The sequence below is a fragment of the Streptomyces sp. NPDC002499 genome (genome assembly GCF_053595415.1).
This window is the reverse complement of record NZ_JBSFXO010000012.1, coordinates 236,942-260,046: the sequence shown is the minus strand read 5'-3', so window position 1 is coordinate 260,046 and position 23,105 is coordinate 236,942. Positions and strand designations below refer to the sequence as shown.

Here is a 23,105-nt window from a genome sequence, read left to right as displayed (position 1 = left end):
CGCAGCAGAGGGGGTTGACGCGGGTATTGGTCTATGCCACCTTCGTCCCCACATCAAGAGGTGAGCTGTCCAGTGGACTTCACTGGTCAGGTGGTCAGGCCCCGCGCCCCCGCTTCCGGAGACGATCCATGCCCGCACACCGGTCCGTCCTCACCCTCGTCCCTCGCCCCACCAAGACCGTGCTGCGGCCGGGATACTTCACCCTCGACGCCGACACCGAACTCAACATCGGCGCCGGTACCGAACCGGCCGCGGTGCTGCTGCGCACCCTGCTCGCCCCCGCCACCGGGCTGGCCCTGCGGCCCTCCCCGAGCGGGCAGTTGAAGCTGGCGATCGACGCCGGCCTCGGCGGGCTGGGCGAGGAGGGATACGTCCTCACGGTCGCCCCGTACGCCGTGCTGCTGCGCGCCGCGCACCTCACCGGTCTGCTGCGCGGTATCCAGACGATCCGCCAACTCCTGCCCCCGCAGGCCCTGTCGGAGACTCCGCAGAGCGATACGCCATGGCTGCTGCCGTGCTCCGAGATCACCGACCAGCCGCGCCACCCCTGGCGCGGCGCGATGCTGGACGTGGCCCGCCACTTCCAGCCCGTCTCCTATCTGCGCCGGTACGTCGACCTGTTGGCCCTGCACAAGATCAGCGTGTTCCATCTGCACCTCACCGACGACCAGGGCTGGCGCATGCCGGTCGCGGCCCGGCCCAAGCTCACCGAGATCGGCGGCCGGCGCGCCGAGACCCAGCAGGGCCCGGCCGGCACCGGCCGGTACGACGGACTCCCGCACGCCGGGTCGTACACCCGGGCCGAACTCACCGGCCTGGTGCGGTACGCGGCGGCGCGCGGTGTCACCGTCATGCCGGAGATAGAGATGCCCGGACATGTACGGGCATCCCTCGCCGCCTATCCCGAGCTGGGCAACGACCCGGACCGCATGCTCGACGTCTGGACGCGCTGGGGCGTGTGCGACACGGTCCTCGGGGTCCACGACGAGGTCCTCGACTTCTGCCGTACGGTCCTCGACGAGGTCATGGACGTCTTCCCCTCGCCGTACATCCACATCGGCGGCGAGGAGTGCCCCACCACGGAGTGGACGCGCAGTGCCGCCGCACGCCGCCGAGCGGCCGCGGAAGGCCTGCCGAACCCCGAGTCCCTGCACGGCTGGTTCCTCGCGCGGATCGGCGAGTTCCTGGTCCGGCGCGGTCGCCGTCCGGTCGCCTGGGCCGAGATCGGCGCCGAACTGCCCCTGGACTTCACGGTGATGACCTGGCGCGACGCGTCCCACACCCGCTCCGCGGCCCGTCGCGGCCACCCGGTCATCAACGCGTACCACCGGGCCACCTACCTCGACCACGCCCAGTCCGCCGACCCCCACGAGCCGCCGGCCCAGCCCGGCACGGTCATCGACTTGCGCGCGGTCCATGCCCACGACCCCGTGCCCGAGGACGCGGACCCCGATGTGGCCGGGCGGGTGCTCGGCACCCAGGCCCAGCTGTGGACGGAGTTCGTCACCACGCCCGCCCACATCGAGTACCTCACCTACCCGCGCCTGTGCGCCCTCGCCGACCGCGCCTGGAGCGGCCCGACCGAGTGGCCCGACTTCAGCTCCCGCCTCGACGCGCACACCGCCCGGCTCGACGCGCTCGGCGTCCAGCGCCACCCCTCGAGGCCCCAGCCCTTGAGCCCCCGCCTCTGAGCCGCACCCCTGGCACCGCTCACGACACCGCTCCTGACCTGTCCGTTCCGGGAATCACCCCACCTTTCTGGAAGGAACAACGATGAAACTCACCAAGAACCGGCTACGCGCCACCGCGTCCGCCGCCGTCACGGTGGCCCTGGGTGCCGCCGCGCTCACCGCACTCCCGGCCACCGCCAGCGCGGCCGGCGAGGGACTCAACGTCCAGTACCGCACGAGCGCCACCGGAGCCACCGCCGACCAGGCGGAACCCTGGTTCAAGGTGAGGAACACCGGTGCCACCACGGTGCAGTTGGCGAACGTCAAGCTCCGGTACTACTTCAAGGCGGACTCGGCGAGCGCGACCTACCGCTTCGCCTGTTCCTGGGCCGTCAAGGGCTGCGCCAACGTCACGGGCACCTTCGGCACCCTCGCCAACCCGACCGCCACGGCCGACCGTTACCTGGAGATCGGCTTCACCTCCGGCGCCGGTTCGCTCGCCCCCGGCGCCGACACCGGCGACATGCAGCTGCGCTTCTACCAGTCGAACTGGGCCTCGCTGAAGCAGAGCGACGACTACTCCTTCGGCGCCACGCAGACCTCGTACGGCGACTGGTCCAAGGTCACGGCGCAGCTGGCCGGCGCCACCCTGTGGGGCCAGGCGCCCGCGGGCAACGACCCGACGAACCCGCCCACGGACCCGCCGACGGGCGGCGCCACACTGTTCGACGACTTCAACTACACCAGCTACAACGACCCGAGGATCTCGTCGCACGGCTGGAGCGTGCGCTCCAACTCCGGCGGCCCTGGCGTCTCCGGCGCCACCTGGGCTCCCGACAAGGTCACCTTCGCCACCACGAGCGGCAACTCCATCATGAACCTGGAGACCTCGACCTCCGGCACCGGCGAGAGCACCAAGCAGACCGAAGTCCTCACCAACGCACGGAAGTTCAAGAACGGCACCTACGCGGCCCGGGTCAAGTTCAACGACGCGCCCAAGTACGGTCCGGACGGCGACCACCTCGTCCAGACGTTCTTCACCATCAACGACCTCACGGCACCGATGGCCGACGACTACGCCGAGTACGACTTCGAGTACCTGCCCAACGGCGGCTGGGGCGAGCCGTCCAACATCCTCTACACGACGTCCTGGGAGACCTACCAGGCCGACCCGTGGGTGGCGGTCAACCAGCACACCGAAGGCCGGCAGAGCTACAACGGCTGGCACGACCTGGTGCTGACCATCGACAACAGCTCCATCAAGTACTACATCGACGGGCAGCTGTTCGGCACGCACGACGCCGCGTATCTGCCGGAGCGGCCGATGTCGATCAACTTCAACCAGTGGCTGATCGACTTCGGCGGCCTGAGCAGCTCGACCGCGCGGGCGTACGACCAACAGGTCGACTACGTCCTGCACGTCAAGGACCAGGTCCTCACACCGGCCCAGGTCGCCGCCAAGGTGACGGCGTACCGCGGCGCGGGCACCACGTTCGAGGACACCGTACCGGGCAGCTGACCACCTGCCCCAGGAAGGGACCGGCCATCGACGCCGTTGTCGATGGCCGGTCCCTTCCTCATCCCCCTCGGGGAGGTCAGGAGGTCAGGTAGCAGCCCTTCCGTACCCCGGGCAGCGGATCCGTGCCGCCGAAGGCCGCCGTTCCGCAACTCGCGCTGCCGGTGAAGGCCTTGTACACGAAGGTGCCTCGCGCACCGTAGGCGACGGTCCGCTGCCCACTGAAGGAGCAGGTCCCGGCCTCGTCCGCGCAGGCCGTGCCGTAGCCGACCGGTCCGCCGGTCGCGGTGTAACAGGCTTTCGACTCACCGGGGATCGGGTCGCCGAACGTGGCGTCGGTGCACGGGGTGTCGCCGGCGGCGGTGATCCTGGCGAACGCCCCGAAGGCGCCGTACATCACCGGCTGTCCCGCCGCTGCCGCACAAGTGCCGTTCTGGGAGCCGCACTTGGTCCAGCCTCCGGCCGGCGCTCCGTCGGGCGGCAGGTAACAGGACTTGGCGACACCGTCGATGGGATCGCCGAAGTGGGCGTTGGTGCAGTCCACGGAGCCCTTGGTGACCTGGTGGACGAAGGCGCCGTTGGCGCCGTAGGCGACGTCACGGTTGTAGCCCGGTACGGCGCAGGTGCCGCCCTCGGCCGCGCACGAGGTGTATCCGGGCGGGCCGCCCGCGTCGGCGACGTAGCAGGACTTGACGAGGTTCTCCGCCGGGTCGCCGCCGAAGGAGTCGTTGCCGCAGGTGGTGCTGCCGGTCACCGTCTTGTAGACGTACGTGCCCGCCCCGTAGGCCACCGAGCGGGTGCCGCTGAAGGAGCAGGTGCCGCCCTCGCCGGCGCACCGGGTGAAGCCGGGCCGCAGCGGCCCGGTGCCGGGATCGGCGGGCGGGGCCGGGTTGCCCAGTCCGGTGGCGGCCACGGTGTAGCTGCCGGGGGCGACGCCGGTGAAGTAGACGTAGGTGTCGTCCTGGCTCGCGCCGGTGATGCCGGAGGTGGGCGTGAAGGTTCCGTCGCGCCACACGGTGGTGCCGTTCACGGTCACCGTGAGGTTGCCACCGCCGAACTTCGGCACGCCGATGCGACCGGTGGAGCCGGACGGGCTGGTCAGACGGGCCGAGTAGGCGCCGGCTGCGGGGTCGCGGGACCAGGAGGCGTCGACCGCGCCCTGGGGCATGGTGATGCGGCCCTCTGCGCTGGTGAGGTCGCCGGGGTGCGGGACGAAGCGGTAGGCGCCGGTCGACGACTCGGGTGCGGTGCCCAGCACGTCGAAGGTGAGCGTCGAGGTGGGCGCGGTGGACCAGCCGTGCGCCAGGCTCATGAACGAACCGCCGTACGCCAGGCCGCCGTCGGCCTTCACACCCTCCCAGAAGGTGCTCTTGGTGCCGATGTCGGTGGTCAGCATGTGACCCCAGGTGCGGCGGATCTGGTCCAGGGCGGTGTAGTCGTCGTTGGCCGTGAAGCGGGCGTTGAGCTCCATGCCGCCGGCGAAGGGGGAAACATTGCCACCCCATTCAGGAGTGGCTGGGCCGTAGATGCCCCAGTTCTTGCCGAGCCCGGCGATGACGCTCTTCGACTTGGCGGTGGAGTCGGTCAACCCGTACCAGACAGCGAGGGAGTTGCCGTCCTGCGGGTACAGGCCGCTGGTGGGGTTGTCCTTGTACATGCCCTTCGCGGCGTCCCACAGCAGGGAGTTGGCCGCGGACTTGATGGCGGCCGCCTTGCTGTTCCAGCTCGCGGCGAGCGCGCTGTCGCCCTCCGCGGTGGCGAGGGTGGCACCGCCCTTGAGTGCCGCGTACAGCAGCGCGTTGGCGGAGATGTTCTCGCCGCCCTGGCCGACCCGGGCCCAGTCCTGGGTGCGGGTGACGTTGAGCAGGTTGTTGCCGTCGATCTTGTTGGTGATGAAGGCCATCCCGCGCTTGTAGTTGGCCCATTCGGAGTCCAGCCACGCCCGGTCGACGGTGTAGGTGTAGTACGTGGACGTCCCCAGCAGGGTCCAGGTGTGGTAGGTGTCCGAGCCGGTGAGGTTGAACGGCGGTCCCGACCAAGGGATTTCGCCCGCCGCCGACTGGGCGTTGAACATCGTGGTGAGCGCGTTGCGGGTCGAGACGAGGTCGTTGGAGTACGCGTACTGCGTGGGTACGGCGATGCCCATGTCGCCCGGCCACACCGTGCGGTCGCGCTTGGCGCCGTCGACCAGCACCGAGTCGCCCACGCCTACGGTCGCACCGTTGTCCCAGGCCGAGGACGGCGGCGGCCAGGCGCGGCCCTGGTTCGAGGCGATGGTGTTGAGCTGCACGGTGTAGGCGCCGGCGTACCAGATGCGGTTGAGCAGTTCGTCGCTGGAGGAGAAATAGTTGGCGTAGTCCGCCGGGTTGGCTTTGCCCGGGGCGGCGGTGAAGTTGAGGCCGACGCCCTTGAGGTCCACCCAGCCCGAGGTGTTCAGGAAGACCGTCAAGTAGCGGAACCCGCCGCGCTGTTGAGCGGTCGGGACCGTGTAGGTGCCGTTCGTGGCGGCCGTCGCGTAGAGCGCCCCGTCCTCACCGTCACGTCCACTGCTGCGGTCGCTGTTGTTGCCCACGTACAGGGACGACTCGCTGAAGGCCAGGCCGACCCGCTGTCCGCCGTCGCTCGCACTACCGAAAGACAACGTTGTCACGCCACCGACTTCTTTACCGAAGTCGAGGGTGACGGCCGACTGCGAGCCGGAGATCCGCGTCGGCTGCCCGTTGAGGACGTTCTGCGGGTTGGCGACACTTCCGGACGTGCGGTAGATCGCGGTCGGCTTGAGGGTGCGCGAGGTCGGCGAGTAGTTCGGGGCGGCAACGGCCGCCGTCCGCACGCCCGTTGCGGGCGTGGACGTCGCCGCGGAGGTGGCAGGGGCAGGAGCCATGAGCAGTGCGGCGGCCACCACTGCGGCGAGGCCGAGCACGCGGTGTGGACGGGATGTTCGGGGCAGCAGCGGGCGGCGGCGCCGCATGGGTACCTCCCTGGTTCGGGTGGGGAACGAGACGCTTGAATCGATTCAAATTTGTGCCGACAGAGTCGAGGGGTCATGAAGCAGTGGATGTGCGAGGCGCCTCGCCGAAGTTCCACCGATGATGTGCGCCCCACAACGGGGTGTCAACCCGTCACAGCCGGTGTGAACCACCCCTGGAATCGCCCCCGTTGGAGACATTGACAGCACCCCACCGAGCCGGTTCACTGCCTCCCTACAGGTATGGACCAGTACCCGCTCCGCGTGGCTCAGTGAGACCCGATCGGCGTCCCCCCACTCTGAAATCGAGGCGAGTTCCGGTGCCCTCACACAGATGCGACATCGTTGTCAGAATGCGGCTCCTCCTCACCTTCCTGCTGCGGGCCGCCCTCGCGTTCGCGGCCCTCGTCCCGGCCGCGTCACCCGCGTCCGCCGCGACCCAGGTGTGCGTGCTGTCCTGCGACACGCTGGACCCTTCGCAGGCCGGACAGGAAACGTTTCCAGTGCCGAACAAGGACCTCAACGGCCGGCGCCTGGAACTGCACGTGTCCGACGCGGACGACATGGCCTGGGCCAGCATCGACAACGCCGTGACCGGCGACTCGGTGTGGCTCGACCGGTCCTGGGACGGCGGCGCCACCTGGGAGGGGCTGCTCGGCAAGGCGAGCGTGCCGAGTTCCTGGACCGGCACCAGGACGCTGATGTACAACATCACCGACCCGCGCACCCACCGGCGCGGACTGATCCGGGCCTGCGGCGACGCGGCCTGTGTCGGCTGCACGAACTGGGCCTACCCCACCGTCTGCGACACGCTCTGCGACGGCACGGGCGCGGGCCAGGCGGCCGGCGACGACCAGCCCGTGCCGTCAACCACCTTGTACGGCCGCACGATTCGCCTGCACGTCGACCAGCGGAATTCCATGGCCTGGGCGAGCATCGAGTCCGGTGGCGCCGGTGACGAGATCTGGCTGGACCGCTCCTGGGACGGTGGCTCGACCTGGCCGGACGGCTCCTCCCGCGGCCGTACCAGCACCCCGTCCGGCGCCACCGGCACCCGTACCGCCCTGTACGCGACCCGCGACCCGCGCGGGCTGCTCTACGGCGGCGCGGTGCGGGCGTGCGGCCGGGAGGCGAGCCACAACGAGGGCAGTTGCACCGCGTGGGTCAGGCCCGCGCCGACCCGGGCGCGTGCCGCGGCGGACGCGCTGATGGCCTCGTACGACCCCTACAACGGCTGGTGGCCCAGCAGTTGGTGGAACTCCGCCGCCACGCTCACCTCCCTCATCGACTTCGCGAAGACCACCGGCACCCACGACTACGACTGGGTCATCGCGCGCACCTTCGACCGGAACAAGGGCGTCTTCGCGGCCGGTACGCGCAGTTCGGACGCGATCGAGGGGCACTTCATCAGCCGTGCCATCGACGACTCGGCCTGGTGGGCCATCGCGTGGCTCGACGCGTACGACTACACCGGCGACTCCCGGTATCTCGACGAGGCGGTCACCATTGCCAATTACGTCCAGCAGTACTGGGACACCGGCAGTTGTGGCGGTGGCGTGTGGTGGGACCGTGAGCGCACGTACAAGAACGCGGTGACGAACGGGCAGTATCTGTGGCTGACCACGGCCCTGCATCAGCGCATCCCGGGCGACACCGTATGGCTCCAGCGGGCGAAGACGTCCGCCGCCTGGTACCGGTCCAGCGGGATGATCAACTCGGCGGGTCTGGTGAACGACGGGCTGACCTCGTCCTGCGCCAACAACGGCTCCACGGTGTGGAGTTACAACCAGGGACTGGCCATCGGCGGCTTCACCGAACTGTGGCGGACGACCGGGGACGGTTCCTATCTCACCACCGCGCGGACCCTGGCCGATGCCGCGATCAGCAGCTCGCGGCTGACCGTCGGCGGGGTGCTCACCGAGTCCTGTGACGTCGGCTCGGCGTCCTGCGACGACAACCAGAAGCAGTTCAAGGGCATCTTCATGCGGAACTTCGCCGACCTCGCGAAGGCCACCGGCGCCAGTACCTACCAGAGTTACGTCCAGAAGCAGGCGGACACGTTGTGGGCGCGGGACCGCAGTGCGCTCAACGTCCTCGGTCAGCGGTGGGCCGGCACAAGTCCCAACCAGACCGACTGGCGTACGCAGGCCAGTGCGCTCGGGGCGCTCACCGCCGCCTCGGGCTCTGGGAAAACCGGTTGGGCGGGGTGAACGCCGGTTGGTAGCGTGCGAATTGACCGCGATGCCGCGCGAGGAGGTGAGTCCCATGAACGCAACAGCTGTATGGGTGCTCCCCTCCCTTCCGCGGTCGGTCCGTTGACGTAGGTGTCGCCGGGAGCGCCTCGACAAGGCGAACCCGAAGGGCATCAACCTATGCAATCTGCGTGTTTCACCGCCGAGACGACGACGAACGGTGTCATCGAGCACGACTTCACCGTGGGTGGGGTCACCGGCGCGTTCTGGTCGCCCCAACGTGCCGATCGCGCGCCACTGGTGCTGATGGGCCATGGCGGCGGCAACCACAAGAAGTCGCCCGCGATGCTGGGCCGGGCCCGGCTCCTCGCGCTCCACGGCGGCTTCCACGTCGCCTGCCTGGACGCGCCCGGTCACGGCGGCCGGCCGCGCACGGCGCACGACGAGCGGGAGATCGCCGCGATGCGGCAGGCGATGGAGACGGGCGAGCCGGTCGGCCCGATCGTCGTCCGGTACAACGCCCATCTGGCGGAGCGTGCCGTACCGGAGTGGCGGGCGGCCCTCGACTTCCTCCTGGGAACGCCGTGGGTCGGCGCCGACGAACCGGTGGGCTACTTCGGCCTGAACATGGGCACCGCGATCGGGGTGCCGCTGACGGCGGTCGAGCCCAGGATCAAGGCCGCGGTCTTCGGTCTGCACTGGCCCGACGCGCTGGCCGAGTACGCGCGGCGGATCACCGTGCCGATCGAGTACACGCTCCAGTGGGACGACGAGCACATCCCGCGCGAGTCGGGTCTGGCGCTGTTCGACGCCTTCGCCTCGAAGGAGAAGACGCTGCACGCCAACTCGGGCTCCCACAAGGAGCTGCCCAGGAGCGAGTCCGACAGCGCGGTCCGCTTCTTCGTACGGCATCTGGACCAGCCGGAGCCGCAACAGCCCGACGTGACCTGGTAGTCGACGGGACCTGACGGGTGTCGGCGCCCGGCCGGCGGCCGGGCGCCGATCGCGCAGGCCCGAAGCCCGTCAGCCGGCCGGTGTGTCGAGCACGTACGTGCGGGAGGCGTTGACCTCGGCGCGCAGGGCGGGGAGGTTCACGTCGAGCACCTCGCCGTTCCATTTGCGCGGCCGGCCGTCGACCAGGACGGCGGTGATGTTGCGGGCGTCGGAGCCCAACACCAGGGTGCCGATGGGGTCGTTGAGGGGCATGTTGTTCAAGTCCTCGGCCTGGACGACCAGTAGATCGGCCTTCTTGCCGGGAGTGAGGGAGCCGGTGACCTCGCCGAGGCCGTTGGTCCGCGCGCCCTGGAGGGTGGCGAAGTCCAGGACGTCGTGCGTGGTGATGCGGGAGAGGTCGCCGCCCGTGCCGTACGCGGCGTTGACCGCGCGCATCCGCTGGATCGCGAGCAGCGCCCGCATCTGCGTGAACAGGTCGCTGGCGAGGGCGACTTCGACGTCGATGCTCAGGCCGGGCCGGATGCCGACGGCGAGTGCCTCGTCCACGGCGGGGATCGCCGTCTCCAGGCCGATCTGCGCGTCGGAAGTGGGGGCGAGGGCGACCGTGGTGCCGGACTCCCCCATCGCCTTCCAGGCCTCGGGGGTCAGGCCGGTGGCGTGGATGAGGGTGACGTCGGGACCGAGGATGCCGTGCTCGGCCCAGGACAGTACGGCTTCCGAGGCGACCTTGCCGAAGACCGCGTCGACGCTGACGCCGATGCCCAGATCGGCTGCGGTACGGGCGAGTTCGGGACCGTAGGCGAGGGCCGGTCCGGCGATCTCGTCGGTGGCCAGCGTCGCGAGGCGGAGGGTGAGCAGCTGGTCGTCGCCGCTGAAGTACTGGTCTTTGAGGCGGGTCAGGTCGGCCGGCCACTGTCGGTCCCAGTTCCCGAAGTGCGGGCCCATGGAGGCGTGCACGCCTCGGATGCCGGTGTCACGGAGGGCCTCGATCGCCGCGTCGGAGTGCTCGCGGGTACGGGAGTTGTGGGAGAAGTCGAGCATGGTGGTGATGCCGCTGTCCAGCGCGGTCAGGGCCGCCAGCTTCGTACCGATGTACATGTCTTCCGGGCGGTAGACGGTGGCGTAGCCGGCGAGCGTGGTCATCACATAGCCGCCGAGGTCGTCGACGTCGGGCATGATCCGGCGCAACTGGGCTTCCCACGCGTGCCGGTGGGTGTCGACAAAGCCGGGGGCCAGGATCGTGCCGGAGGCGTCGACGACCACCGCTCCCGCCGCGGCCTCCGTGGCCAGGTCCGGCCCGATCGCGGCGATGGTGTCGCCCTCCACGAGCAGGTCGCTGTCGTGGAGGATGCCCAGCTCCGGATCCATCGTGACGATGGTCGCGCCGGTGAACAGGATGCGCCGTCGCGGGTCGGCGGACCGGCGTCGGAGTTGTTCGAGAAGGCCGGCGCTGGTGGTGTCGTTGGCGTTCATGACGGGCCCCTTCCGGGAGGCGCTGAGGCTGGGCCGAGTGGCTTGTGGTCCCAGCCTCGATCCGCGCCCGCACGCCAACCAGGCCGCCGTTTCCCTAGGTGCGGCGCACCCAGGACGGGGTTGCGAGTCCTCGGCGGGTTCCCTGCACCCCGGTACCGCGCATCACCACGTCATCCCTGGCCGTCCGTCTTCCCGCACTTCGGGTAGAACTTGCTCAGGCCGGAGGGAGGCAGGGTGATCGGTCTGCTCGCGTACACGTATTTGGTGTATCCCGCCGAGCCCTCGGACGCGTCGCCGAGGCCCGTGTCCGCGCTGCCGAGGCGGGCCTCCGTCTGGTAGACGCCGTCGCCGCTGTAGGAGAAGACCGCGAGGTCGGGGTGGGAGTCGTGGTTGTAGTCGGCCACGGAGACGCCACGGGTCTCAGTCAGGTCGAGCTTCCGGGTGCGCTGCCCCTGACCGGAGGCGGAGAAGGGGCCCGACACCAGCTTGGCCACCTTCGGCTTGATCGCGTCGTCCCCCTGCTTCTGCCCGGTGGCCACGACGGCGAGGTCGCTCCACCCGTCACCGTCGAAGTCGGCGACCGCCCCCACCACGTCCTTCTCCCCGCCGCCGGAGCCACCGACCAGCTTCCGCACCCCGACGGGCTTGCCGTAGCCCGCCTTCTCACCGAACTCGACGGTCAGTCGCGCACCGGTGCGGGAGGGGTCGGAGACCCGGTCGGTACGGCCGTCCCCGTCGATGTCGGCCAGCAGATTCCCCGCCGACGTCACGCACGAGGGAACCGAGGGCTTGCCCGAGGGACTGGGCGGCGCCCCCGCCTCGGACTCGCCACAAGCGCCGAGCAGGACGGCCGTCGTCGCGAGGGCGGCCGTCCGCCTGAGCAGCAGTACACGCCTCGTGGGGCGGCTCATTGTTCGCATACCGGTGACAAGTACCTCTCGGACTACGGGAGATCGACGGACGAAGGTCCGAGCCTAAGGGGTGTCCTCAGAAGAGGCTGCCGACGCCGAGGGACGACCCCCTCTCCCCAGGCGCACCTCCTCCACGTCGAGCACTTCCTGGACGGCGCGCAGGACGATGTCGTCGATGCGTCCGGTGTCGCGCAGGTCGGTGAGAGTGTCCCGTTTGACTTGGAGGAGAGCGAGTTGGAGGCGTCGCAGGTTCTCCTGGTGTCGTGCGGTGCCGGGAGCGGGGGCCGTGCGGTCCTCGATGTCCCGGGTCATGCGGACGGTGTCCGCCTCGGGGACCTCGAACCGCCGCGCCAACTCCGGCAGGGCGTGCAGGGCTGCGCGGCTCAACCGAGCGCGGGCCAGGGCGAGTTCGGCCGTCTTGTCCTCGTCCTCGGGGAAGCGCGCCCGGCGGACGACGGTCGGCAGGGTGGGACCGAGGAGGGCGAGGGTGAGGACGATGACGACCGTCGTGATGAAGACGACGGCATCGCGCTGCCCGACGGCCTGCCCTTCGGCGGTCACGGTGGGCACGGTCAGCGCCGCGGCCAGCGAGATCGCTCCGCGCATCCCGGCCCACGCCAGCGGCAGGCGTTGGGGAGCGGTGATACGACGGTCCCGTTGCTGAGGACGTCGGTCCAGGAGCCGTACCAGATAGGGCACCGAGTAGAACCACAGCAGCCGGGTCCCGAAGACGGCGACGGCCACGGCGAGGGCGGCGACCGTTGCTTGCAGCAGCGAGACGGAGGTCAACGCCCGGACGGCGGCGGGAAGTTGGATGCCCACGAGGATGAACAGCGCGCTGTTGAGCAGGTAACTGGCCACCTCCCAGAAGGCGATGGCCTGGACGCGGGCCTCGGAACCGATCACGCGCGGGCCGAACCAGGCGGTCACCAGACCGCAGACGACGACCGCGAGAACGCCCGACACATGCAGGAGTTCGGCGGGGAGATAGGCGAGGAAGGGCGTGGCGACGCTCAGGACGCTGTGCAGAAGAGGCTCGGGCAGCCGGCGCCGGACCGGGACCAGGAGCAGCGCGACCGCGACGCCGATCAGGATCCCGCCGGCGTACGACTCGACGAAGGCGACGGCCGCGCCGGACCAGGTGAAGGGGTGCTCGTCGGTGACGGCCTCGACGGTCACGGCCAGCAGGACCAGGGCGGTCCCGTCGTTCAGGAGGCTCTCGCTGCGCAGGACGGTCAGGATGCGGCGGGGCATGGCCCTGGCCACGGCCGCCACCGCCGCGGCGTCGGTGGGGGCCAGGACGGCGCCGAGGACGAAGGCGATCGGCCAGCCGTAGCCCAGCGCGTGGGCCACGGCGGCGACGGCGACCGCGGTGGCGAGGACCAGTCCGGTGGACTGGAGGGCGATGCTGCGGAGGTTGTTGCGGATCTCGCGCACCGAGGACGTCAGCGCCTCCCAGTACAGCAGGGCGGGCAGGAAGAGGAACAGGACGACGTCGGGCGACAGCGCGAACGAGTCGAAGGCCGGCGTCAGCCCCACCAGGCAGCCCGCGCCGAGCAGCAGCAGCGGTTCGCTCACTCCCGTGCGGCGCGCCAGCCAGCCCATCGCCAGTACACCGACGGACACGACGACGATCAGTTCCAGGCTCTCCATGTCGGTCACCCCTGCGGGCCGGTGCCCTCCCGGTACAGGACGAGGTGCTCGTGGAACAGCACGCCGTCCCGGACGTCGCCGGTCGCGGTGAAGCCGGTGTCGTCGACGTAGTCGATGTGGCTGCCGGTGACGGTGTAGCTGCCGGTGTAGGCGCTGGGCCGATTGCCCCGGGCCTCGTCGTAACGCCCGTTCGGGAGGAGTTCCTGCCGGATGTGCCCGTCGGCCGTCACCCACATGCCGACGAAGGGGTGAGGTGCCGCGTTCGTGTCCGTGTCCGTGTTCGTGTTCGTGTTCGTGTTCATGGCTCCACGGTCGCGGTCCGGCGCCCGGGCAACCAGGCCACGGTTCTCGCAGGAGCCGCGTTCCTGGGAGTACGACACCCACCCTCGGGACAGCGGGCCGCTTGCCCTCCGAAGTGCGCGCCCCGCCCCTCGACGATGCTCGCTCGTCCTTGCACGATCCTCCCGCGCACGGGACTCAGGGCCGGGAATCGTGCTGCACTGTCCCCATGCACCTGCACCTCGAAGAGCTCCGCACCCTGCTGGACCGGCATGCACGGGCCGACTGGACCACCGCCATCGACGGGGTGCTCATCTCGAAGGTCGACCGGTCGGATCCGCCGGCGCCCTCGACGTCCGGGACGGTGCTGGCGGTCATCGCACAAGGCGCCAAACGCCTCGCGCTGGGCGACCGGGTGTTCGAGTACCACGCCGGGCAGTACCTGGTCGCGTCGGTCGACCTGCCCGTCACCGGGCAGTTCACGCAGGCCGACCCCGAGCATCCCGCGCTGGGGTTCGGCCTCACGCTGGAGCCGTCCGCCGTCGCCGAGCTGCTGCTCCTGGCCGGGGCGGGCGACGCGCCCCGCACCACCGTGGCCGCCTCGTCGGGGATCTACGTCAGTGACGCACCGGACGCGCTGCTGGACGCGGTGGTCCGGTTGCTGCGCCTGCTGGACGAGCCCCGCGACCGGGCCGTGCTGGCCCCGCTGGTCAAGCGCGAGATCCTGTGGCGGCTGATCACCGGCGAGCAGGGCGCGACGGTACGCCAGCTCGGCCTCGCCGACAGCAGTCTCAGCCATGTCTCCCGGGCCGTGCGCTGGATCCGCGAGCACTACGCGCAGCCCTTCCGGGTCGAGGACGTGGCCCGCCTGTCCGGCATGAGCGTCTCCGCCTTCTACCGCAACTTCCAGGCGGTGACCGCGATGAGCCCCATCCAGTTCCAGAAGCAGATCAGGCTTCAGGAGGCCCGGCTGCTCCTTGCCACCCACCCGGGCGATGTCACCGGTGTCGGCCACCGTGTCGGCTATGACAACCCGTCGCAGTTCAGCCGCGAATACCGACGCCAGTTCGGCGCACCCCCGAGCCAGGACGCGGCCCGCCTGCGCCACGCGGTGCGCTCCCCCGCGGGCGCCCTTCCGTGACCTGCTCTCCCCCCGCGCCTGCCCTTTTCGGTCCTACGTCGCGAAGGTCCGTCGGCGGCCCTGCGCCGCGGCCAACTCCCCCGCCGCACGGCGGGCGTTGGCGGTGAGGTGGGTCGACGACCAGGCGCGGGCGGTGCGTTCGGCGAGGGCGTAGTGGTCGGCGGCGGCGCGATCCTCGCCGAGGAGCCGGTACAGGTCGGCGAGGGCGTGTGCGAGCGGTCGGGTCGCGTAGGCGGCACCGGCCGCGCCGGCGAGCTGGTTCCGGAGCGGCAGCAGGTGCTCGATCAGGACAGCTGCGACCTCCATGTCACCGTGCATGACGGCGAGTTGGGCCCGGAAGTCGAGATCGATGCCGTAGAGGTGGTCGGTCACGATCGCGTCGGGGCACCGCACTTCCCGCGCCTCGTCGAGTCTGCCGAGGTGGGCCAGGCCGAGGGCGAGCGCCACTCCGACGGGGGCGCCCACGGCGTCGTAGACCTCCCGCATCAGGGGCTCGATCTCGGCCGTACGGCCCTGGGCGAGCCGGATGGTGATCAGGCCCAGGGTGCGCAGGCGCGTGGCGTGGCGCGCGCCGACGCGGCGCCCCAGGTCGTCCGCGTCTGCGTACGCGGCCTCCGCCGCGTCGAAGTGGCCCGCGACCGTCGCGAGCATGGCGGTGGTCGCGGCATTGAGGCCCTGCGCCCACAGCATCCCGTAGCGGTGGGCGAGGGCCAGGCCCTGCTCGGTGTGGCGGCGCGCGGCGGCCGGGTCGTTGCGGGTGCCGGCGGTCATGGCGTCGAGGTGTTCGCAGGTCCAGCGGTAGGCGGGCAGGTCGTGGTCCTCGGCGAGCCGGCGCAGTTCGGCGACCAGCGGGGTGCGGGTGGTGCCGTGGGCCTCGTGCGGCAGCAGCTTGGCCGAGGTCATCAACGCGGCGGCCAGCAGGCGCGGTTCGCCGTGGGCGCGGGCGAGCGACAGCTGGGTGTGGGCGGCGTCCAGGGCGCGCGGCGCGTCCACGGCGGCGGCCACCTCGACGAGGACCTGGAGCACCCGGGCGCGGGTGGGATCGTCCAGGGCGGGGTCGGTGGTCAGCCGTTCCAGGCGGGCCAGGGCCGTGCTGTCGTAGAAGCCCTCCAACCTGCTGCGCCACGGGGAGGGTTCGGTCCAGGCGCCGTAGACCGCCGCGACCAGGTCGCCCCGGTCGGCGCGCTCGGCGAGATCGACCGCGCGCCGCCGGGTGTGCAGGGCTGCGTCGGTGGCGCCTGCCCGGACCTGCGCGCCGAGCAGTCGCACCAACAGCCCTACCGTGCGGTCGAGTTGCATGATGCCGGCGCCCGTGGCGCCCGTGGCGGTGTGCACGTCGATCGCCTGCTGGATCAGGTCGACGGCGACGTCGTGGGCGTAGCGCCGCTCCGCCGACTCAGCGGCCCGCAGGGCGTAGTCGACGGCCAGCGGTGCGTGCGCCGCGGTGCCCGAGCGGGCGAAGTGGTGGGCCAGCGCGGCGAGATCGTCGGGGCGGTGGCGGGACAGCGCCTGCGCGATCCGGGCGTGCAGTCGGGCCCGCCGTACGCCGGACAGGTCGGTGTACACGGTGTCGCGGACCAGCGCGTGCACGAACCGCACCCGCCCCGGTCCGGGCTCGGCGAGCAGGTCCGCGGCGAGGGCGGCGTCGAGGCCGTCGAGGACCGCCTCCTCGTCCAGGCCACGCGTACCGCCCGTGCCACCGCCCGCACCCGTGTCGCGTGCGTCGATCAGCAGGGCGACATCGGCCTCCAGGCCTACGGCGGCGGCGAGTTGGAGGGTGGACAGGGCGCCGGCGGGCAGCAGGGCAAGCCGTCTGCGCAGTACGTCGCGCACGCCCTGCGGGACCTCCGATACGGCGACCAGGGCGCCCTCGCTGGCCAGCAGGCGGGCGCTCTCCAGGACGTAGAAGGGGTTGCCGCCGGTGCGTTCGGCGAGCGCGGTCACCGTGGACGTGTCCACGGTCTCGCCGCAGACGGAGTCGACCACGGTGGCGACGTCCGTCGGTGACAGTCCGGCGAGCGTGATCCGGTGCGGGGCGCGCGGGGCGAGGCCGGCGAGCGTCTTGAGGAGGTGTTCGCCGACCTCGGCCGGGCGGTGGCTGGTGACGGTGAGCAGGGGTACGCCGGTGACGTCGGCCGCCGCTTCGAGGAGGGCGAGCGTCTCGCCGTCCGCGCGGTGCAGGTCCTCCAGTACGACGGCGAGCGGCCCGGCACCGGCCGCGGCCCGCAGCCACGCGGCGAACGCGCGGTGCGTGCGGAAGCGTCCCGCGGTGGCCTCGTCGCGACTTGCCGTTGCGGTGTCCTCCGGTTCGCGCAGCAGGACCGCCAGCTCCTCGGGCCGGGCGGGCGGCAGGTCCCGGGCGAGCGCCCCGAGCGCCTCCACCCAAGCCCAGGCGGGCGGCGCGCCCTCGTCCTCCGGACAGCGCCCGACCACCACCCGCCACCCACCGGCCCGCAACCGGCCGGCGAACTGGCCGAGCAGCGCGGACTTCCCCGCGCCGGCCTCCCCGCTCACCAACACGACCCCGCCACGCGGCCGGGCCGCTTGCGCGGCGGCGTCCATCGCCCTCAACTCCCGTTCCCGACCGACGAAGAGGTCATGCGCATCGCGGGCCGCGTCGACGGCAAGCGTGGGAGTCGGCCGGGACGGAACGAGCGAGCCCCCGGCACGTCCCTCGGACGGAACGAGCGCGCCTCCGGGCAGGTACGCGGCCTCGGCGAACGCGGAGGCGCTCTCGGGCGAGCCGATCACACTCCCGGACGCGTGCGCAGACGTGGGCGTGGGCGTGGCGAGCCCACTCGCGGAACCGTGTGCGGACGTGAGCGAGAGTGGACCGAGCTCGCTCCTGGACGCCTGTCCAGGTGTGAACGCGGATGTGCCGAACCCACCGCCAGGCAGATGTCCAGGTGTGAACGCGGGCGTGCCGAGCCCACTCCCAGGCAGAGGTCCACGTGTGAACGCGGGTGTAGGAGCCCCACTTCGAGACCCGTCCCCACGCACGCTCACCGGCGACAGACGCCCAGCCCCCGCCCCAGCCCCCGCCCCGGCCCCCGCCTCCACCAACCCCCGAAGCACATCCGCCCGCCCCAGCAGCACCGCCCGCTCGACCTCCGCCAAGGCGGGCCCCGGGTCGCAGCCCAACTCCTCCCGCAGCACGCCCGCCGCACGGCGCACCGCCGCGAGGGCGTCCGCCTGGCGGCCGCAGGTCCACTGGGCGAGGGCCAGCAGGCGCCAGCCCTCCTCGCGCAACGGGCTTTCGCGTACGAGGACTTCGGCCGCCGGTGCCGCCTCGGCGGCGTGGCCGGTACGCAGGGCGGCGGCGACGGCCAACTCGCGGGCCTCGGCGCGCAGTTCGGTCAGGCGGGCCACCTCGGCCGCGGCCCAGTCCTCGTCGGCGTGTTCCGCGAAGGCCGGGCCCTGCCACCAGTCGAGCGCCTCGGTGAGGAGTGCGCGGGCCTCCTCGGCGGGTGCGTGGCGGGCCCGGGCGACCTGGGACTCGAACCGCCAGGCCTCCACCGCGTCGGCGGGGAGCCGCAGGGCGTAGCCGGGCGGGGCGGTGACCAGGACGGTCGCCGGGGTGCGCGGGAGGCGGTGCGGTTCGAGGGACCGGCGCAGGTTCGACACGTAGGTGTGCAGGGACACGACGGCCTTGGCGGGCGGTGTGCCCCGCCACAGCGCGTCCGCCATCCGTTCGACCGGCACGGTGCTGCCCCGGGCCACGATCAGGAGGGCGAGGACAGCGCGCTGCTGCGGAGCACCCAACGGGACCGGGTTCCCCGCGAGGTCGGCGCCCGGTGACCCCAGGACTCGAATACGCAGCACGCCGCGGGAATCTACCCGAGCCGTCGTTCAGACCGTTCAACGGACGATAAACGGGCTGCTCAGCGTCGGTCGGAGGGGCGCCAAGCGGACGCCAAGCCGGTGCCAAGCGGAAGCCGGGAGGCTGCGATCGCCCGTGCCGTGAACGATCGTTGGAGCAAGCAGACGTGAACGTACTCGACTCCGCACCTCCCGGTGTGCTGCGCGCCTACCGGACCTGCGAGTTCGTCACCCTCGGCCGGGACGGCACACCGCTGGTGTGGCCGACGGCGGTGTGGCGTCAGGAGGACGGGACGCTGTTGGTGACCACGTCCCTGGCGTTCGCGCAGAAGGCGCTGAACGTGCGCCGCGACCCGCGCGTCGCCCTGCTCTTCTCCGACCCCACCGGCAGCGGTCTCGACCACGCCCCGCAGGTCTTCGTCGGCGGCCGGGCCGACTGCCCCGACACCGTCATGGCGGGTCCCGAGGGCGCCGAGGACTACTGGCGGATGCTGTTCGAGCGGCAGCCGCACAGCCGCTCGTACCTCTCGGCCCCGATGAGGCGCCTCACGGAGTGGTACTACCTGCGGCTGCTGATCACCGTCACGCCCGAACAGGTCGCCGTACGCGCCCCGTTGGCACCGGTCCACGGCCTCGGGCCGGCCGTGGACAGCCCCTTGGTGGGCGCCGCCCAACTGGCCCGTTTCCCGACGGCGGTACTGGCCGCCCTCGACGGTTCCGGCGCGCCCGTGCTCGCCAGGACCCGGCCGGTGCCGACCGCGGACGGCTTCGCGGTGGCGGTCCCCGCCGACTGCGCCGCGAAGCCGGGTCCCGCCTCCCTGCTGGTCCACCGGCACGACGAGAAGATCAACAACATGCAGAACGCCCTCGTCCGGGGCGAGTTGCGGGAGACCGGTGACGGCTGGGTGCTGGTGCCCGAGAAGGTGATCGAGCCGATGGGCTCGGGGCGCCCGAGCGACACGGTACGGCTGCTGCGCCACACCAAGCGGGCCACCAACCGCTATCTGGAGCGCCGCGGCCTCGAACGCCCCCGGGTGCGGTGGGAGGAGTTCAAGGCCCTGGCAGCAGCGGCTCGCAAGGACTGACCGTCAGCCGATCTCGACCAACAGGTCGCCGCCCTCCACCTGTTGGATGCGGTTGATGGCGAGCCGCGACACCCGGCCGGCCTTCGTCGTCGTGATCGAGGCCTCCATCTTCATCGCCTCGATCGTGGCGACCGTCGCGCCTTCCGCCACCTCGTCGCCCTCGGCGACCGCGAGGGTGACGACGCCGGCGAAGGGCGCGGCGACATGGCCGGTGTTGGCCCGGTCGGCCTTCTCGGTGACCGGGATGTCGGAGGCGGCGGAGGTGTCGCGGACCTGGATCGGCCGCAACTGCCCGTTCAGCGCCGACATCACCGTGCGCAGGCCGCGTTCGTCGGCCTCGCCGACGGCCTCCAGTTCGATGAGGAGCCGGACGCCGGGTTCGAGGTCGACGGCGTACTCCGTGCCCGGGCGCAGGCCGTAGAAGAAGTCCTTGCTGTCGAGGACGCTGGTGTCGCCGTAGGCCTGGCGGTGGGTCTCGTAGTCGCGGGTCGGGCCGGGGAAGAGCAGGCGGTTGAGGGTCGAGCGCGGGGTCTTCTCCAGGCCGTCACGGTCCTCGGTGGACAGCTCCTGCACGGGCTTGGCGGCGGCGCGGCCCTCAAGTGCCTTGCTGCGGAAGGGTTCCGGCCAGCCGCCGGGCGGGGTGCCCAACTCGCCGCGCAGGAAGCCGATGACGGAGTCGGGGATGTCGTAGCGGTTCGGGCTCGCCTCGAAGTCGTCGGGGCTGACGCCGGCGCCGACCAGGTGCAGGGCGAGGTCGCCGACCACCTTGGACGACGGGGTCACCTTCACCAGGTGGCCGAGGATGCGGTCGGCGGCGGCATACATCGCCTCGATGTCCTCGAACCGGTCGCCGAGGCCCAACGCGACCGCCTGCGTACGGAGGTTGGAGAGCTGGCCGCCGGGGATCTCGTGGTGGTAGACGCGGCCGGTCGGGGAGGCGAGGCCCGCCTCGAAGGGGGCGTAGATCTTCCGGACGCTCTCCCAGTACGGCTCCAGGTCGCCGACGGCCTGGAGGTCGAGGCCGGTCGGACGCTCGGAGTGGTCGGTCGCGGCGACCAGCGCCGAGAGGGAGGGCTGCGAGGTGGTGCCCGCCATGGACGCGACCGCGCCGTCCACCGCGTCCGCGCCCGCCTGGATCGCGGCCAGGTAGGTGGCGAGCTGACCGCCCGCCGTGTCGTGGGTGTGCAGGTGCACCGGCAGCCCGAACTCCCGCCGCAGCGCGGACACGAGCTTCGCGGCGGCCGGGGCGCGCAGCAGTCCCGCCATGTCCTTGACGGCCAGGACGTGCGCGCCCGCCTCGACGATCTGCTCGGCCAGCCGGAGGTAGTAGTCCAGCGTGTACAGGCGCTCGTTGGGGTCGGACAGGTCGGACGTGTAGCAGAGGGCGACCTCGGCGATCGCGGTGCCCGTCTCGCGTACGGCGTCGATGGCGGGGCGCATCTGGCCGACGTCGTTGAGGGCGTCGAAGATGCGGAAGATGTCGATGCCGGTGGCGGCGGCCTCCTGGACGAAGGCGTCGGTCACCTCGGTCGGGTACGGGGTGTAGCCGACGGTGTTGCGTCCGCGCAGCAGCATCTGGAGACAGATGTTGGGGACGGCCTCGCGCAGCGCGGCGAGCCGCTCCCACGGGTCCTCGGCGAGGAAGCGCAGCGCCACGTCGTAGGTGGCCCCGCCCCAGCACTCCAGGGAGAGCAGCTCGGGCAGGGTGCGGGCGACCGCGGGGGCGACCGCGAGGAGGTCCTTGGTGCGCACCCGGGTGGCGAGCAGGGACTGGTGGGCGTCGCGGAAGGTGGTGTCGGTGACGCCGACGGTCGGCGACTCGCGCAGCCACCGCGCGAAGCCCTCGGGGCCCAGCTCGACCAGCCGCTGCCGGGACCCCGCGGCCGGCTCACCGGCGGGCAGCGGGGGCAGCTTGGTGGTCGGGTCGATCAGGTCGGGCCGCTCGCCGTGCGGCTTGTTCACCGTCACGTCGGCCAGGTAGGTGAGCAGCTTGGTGCCGCGGTCGGCGGAGGAGCGGGCGGTCAGCAGCTGCGGGCGCTGCTCGATGAACGAGGTCGTCACCCGTCCGGCCTGGAAGTCCGCGTCGTCCAACACGGCTTGCAGGAACGGGATGTTGGTGGCGACACCGCGGATGCGGAACTCGGCCACGGCACGCCGGGCCCGGCCGATCGCGGTCTTGAAGTCCCGGCCCCGGCAGGTGAGTTTGACCAGCATGGAGTCGAAGTGCGCGCTGATCTCCGTACCCGCGTGGGTGGTTCCGCCGTCGAGGCGGATGCCGGAGCCGCCGGGCGAGCGGTAGGCGCTGATGCGGCCGGTGTCCGGGCGGAAGCCGTTGGCGGGGTCCTCGGTGGTGATACGGCACTGGAGGGCCGCGCCGTGCAGCTGCACCGTCTCCTGGGACAGGCCGAGGTCGGCGAGGGTCTCGCCGGCGGCGATGCGCAGCTGGGCCTGGACGAGGTCGACGTCGGTGACCTCCTCGGTGACCGTGTGCTCGACCTGGATGCGCGGGTTCATCTCGATGAAGACGTGGTTGCCCGCGGGGTCGACCAGGAACTCGACGGTGCCGGCGTTGCGGTAGCCGATCTCGCGGGCGAAGCGGACCGCGTCGGCGCACATGCGGTCGCGCAGGGCCGGGTCGAGGTTGGGCGCGGGGGCCAGCTCGATGACCTTCTGGTGGCGGCGCTGGACCGAGCAGTCGCGCTCGAAGAGGTGGATGACGTTGCCCTCGCCGTCGGCGAGGATCTGCACCTCGATGTGGCGGGGGTCGACGACGGCCTTCTCCAGGAAGACGGTCGGATCGCCGAAGGCGCTCGCCGCCTCGCGGGACGCCGCCTCGATGGACTCGCGCAGCGTGGCCGGGTCCTCGACCCGCCGCATCCCGCGTCCGCCGCCACCGGCGACCGCCTTCACGAACACCGGGAAGCCGACCTCGTCGGCGGCGCGGACCAGCTCGTCCACGTCGTTGGAGGGCGCGGAGGAGCCGAGCACCGGGACACCGGCCGCGCGGGCCGCGGCCACCGCGCGGGCCTTGTTGCCGGTCAGCTCCAGGGTGTGCGCGTCCGGCCCGACGAAGGTGATGCCCGCCTCCTCGCAGGCCTTCGCCAGCTCGGGGTTCTCGGACAGGAACCCGTACCCCGGGTAGACGGCGTCCGCGCCGGCCTTCCGGGCCGCGCGGACGATCTCCTCGACGGAGAGATAGGCCCGCACCGGATGTCCGGGCCGGCCGATCTCGTAGGCCTCGTCGGCCTTCAGTCGGTGCAGCGAGTTGCGGTCCTCGTGCGGGAAGACCGCGACCGTCCGGGCGCCCAGCTCGTAGCCGGCCCGAAACGCCCGGATCGCGATCTCACCACGGTTGGCGACCAGTACCTTGCGGAACATCGCCGCTCCCTTCAGCCTGCCGGTGACGTGCACCATGGTGTCGGTGCCGTAGCCGTCTGGCCATGT

General features: G+C 71.6%; 13 protein-coding genes. 6 read left to right on the top strand and 7 right to left on the bottom strand.

What is annotated here, in order from left to right:
* Nucleotides 1-128: 128 nt before the first annotated feature.
* Both ACWD5F_RS32680 and ACWD5F_RS32675 read left to right on the top strand, forming a co-directional pair.
* Entirely contained in the window at nt 129-1,691 is a 1,563-nt protein-coding gene (locus ACWD5F_RS32680; RefSeq protein ID WP_451259897.1) for a beta-N-acetylhexosaminidase, read from the top strand.
* A gap of 82 nt (nt 1,692-1,773) precedes the next feature.
* Nucleotides 1,774-3,189: a cellulose binding domain-containing protein gene (locus ACWD5F_RS32675; protein WP_451259895.1), complete on the top strand. Its 1,416-nt coding sequence runs from the start codon at nt 1,774-1,776 to the stop codon at nt 3,187-3,189.
* Between the two features lie 76 nt (nt 3,190-3,265).
* On the opposite strand, the gene ACWD5F_RS32670 is transcribed toward ACWD5F_RS32675, so the two are convergent.
* On the bottom strand, nt 3,266-6,157 hold the full coding sequence (locus ACWD5F_RS32670) for an alpha-L-rhamnosidase-related protein (protein WP_451259893.1): 2,892 nt from the start codon (nt 6,155-6,157) through the stop codon (nt 3,266-3,268).
* 350 nt (nt 6,158-6,507) lie between these two features.
* Between ACWD5F_RS32670 and ACWD5F_RS32665 the strand changes: the two genes are divergently transcribed.
* Nucleotides 6,508-8,364, top strand: coding sequence for a glycoside hydrolase family 76 protein (locus ACWD5F_RS32665; RefSeq protein ID WP_451259891.1), 1,857 nt, complete (start codon nt 6,508-6,510; stop codon nt 8,362-8,364).
* 162 nt (nt 8,365-8,526) lie between these two features.
* Nucleotides 8,527-9,300, top strand: a complete 774-nt coding sequence (locus tag ACWD5F_RS32660) for a dienelactone hydrolase family protein (protein ID WP_451259889.1) — start codon at nt 8,527-8,529, stop codon at nt 9,298-9,300.
* A 69-nt stretch (nt 9,301-9,369) separates the two neighbouring features.
* Here ACWD5F_RS32660 and ACWD5F_RS32655 read toward each other — a convergent pair whose 3' ends face one another.
* The 4 genes from ACWD5F_RS32655 to ACWD5F_RS32640 form a co-directional block, all read right to left on the bottom strand.
* The gene (locus ACWD5F_RS32655; protein ID WP_451259887.1) at nt 9,370-10,773 is read right to left on the bottom strand and encodes an amidohydrolase family protein; all 1,404 of its coding nucleotides are present in this window, start codon (nt 10,771-10,773) and stop codon (nt 9,370-9,372) included.
* A gap of 170 nt (nt 10,774-10,943) precedes the next feature.
* On the bottom strand, nt 10,944-11,684 hold the full coding sequence (locus tag ACWD5F_RS32650) for an FG-GAP repeat domain-containing protein (protein WP_451259885.1): 741 nt from the start codon (nt 11,682-11,684) through the stop codon (nt 10,944-10,946).
* Nucleotides 11,685-11,747: 63 nt separating this feature from the next.
* A complete protein-coding gene (locus ACWD5F_RS32645; RefSeq protein WP_451259883.1) occupies nt 11,748-13,337 on the bottom strand; it encodes a Na+/H+ antiporter in 1,590 nt (529 codons plus the stop codon).
* Between the two features lie 5 nt (nt 13,338-13,342).
* Complete coding sequence (locus ACWD5F_RS32640; RefSeq protein ID WP_451259881.1) at nt 13,343-13,639, bottom strand: Atu4866 domain-containing protein; 297 nt, start codon at nt 13,637-13,639, stop codon at nt 13,343-13,345.
* A gap of 212 nt (nt 13,640-13,851) precedes the next feature.
* On the opposite strand from ACWD5F_RS32640, the gene ACWD5F_RS32635 reads away from it, so the two are divergent.
* Nucleotides 13,852-14,757 (top strand): AraC family transcriptional regulator, encoded by a 906-nt coding sequence (locus ACWD5F_RS32635; RefSeq protein WP_451260123.1) that lies wholly within the window; start codon nt 13,852-13,854, stop codon nt 14,755-14,757.
* Between the two features lie 33 nt (nt 14,758-14,790).
* Here the strand turns inward: ACWD5F_RS32635 and ACWD5F_RS32630 are convergent, their stop codons facing one another.
* Nucleotides 14,791-18,579: a BTAD domain-containing putative transcriptional regulator gene (locus ACWD5F_RS32630; RefSeq protein WP_451259879.1), complete on the bottom strand. Its 3,789-nt coding sequence runs from the start codon at nt 18,577-18,579 to the stop codon at nt 14,791-14,793.
* A gap of 164 nt (nt 18,580-18,743) precedes the next feature.
* Here ACWD5F_RS32630 and ACWD5F_RS32625 point away from each other — a divergent pair, with 164 nt between their 5' ends.
* On the top strand, nt 18,744-19,661 hold the full coding sequence (locus tag ACWD5F_RS32625) for a pyridoxamine 5'-phosphate oxidase family protein (RefSeq protein ID WP_451259877.1): 918 nt from the start codon (nt 18,744-18,746) through the stop codon (nt 19,659-19,661).
* Between the two features lie 3 nt (nt 19,662-19,664).
* Here ACWD5F_RS32625 and ACWD5F_RS32620 read toward each other — a convergent pair whose 3' ends face one another.
* On the bottom strand, nt 19,665-23,039 hold the full coding sequence (locus ACWD5F_RS32620; RefSeq protein WP_451259875.1) for a pyruvate carboxylase: 3,375 nt from the start codon (nt 23,037-23,039) through the stop codon (nt 19,665-19,667).
* Between the last annotated feature and the right edge of the window lie 66 nt (nt 23,040-23,105).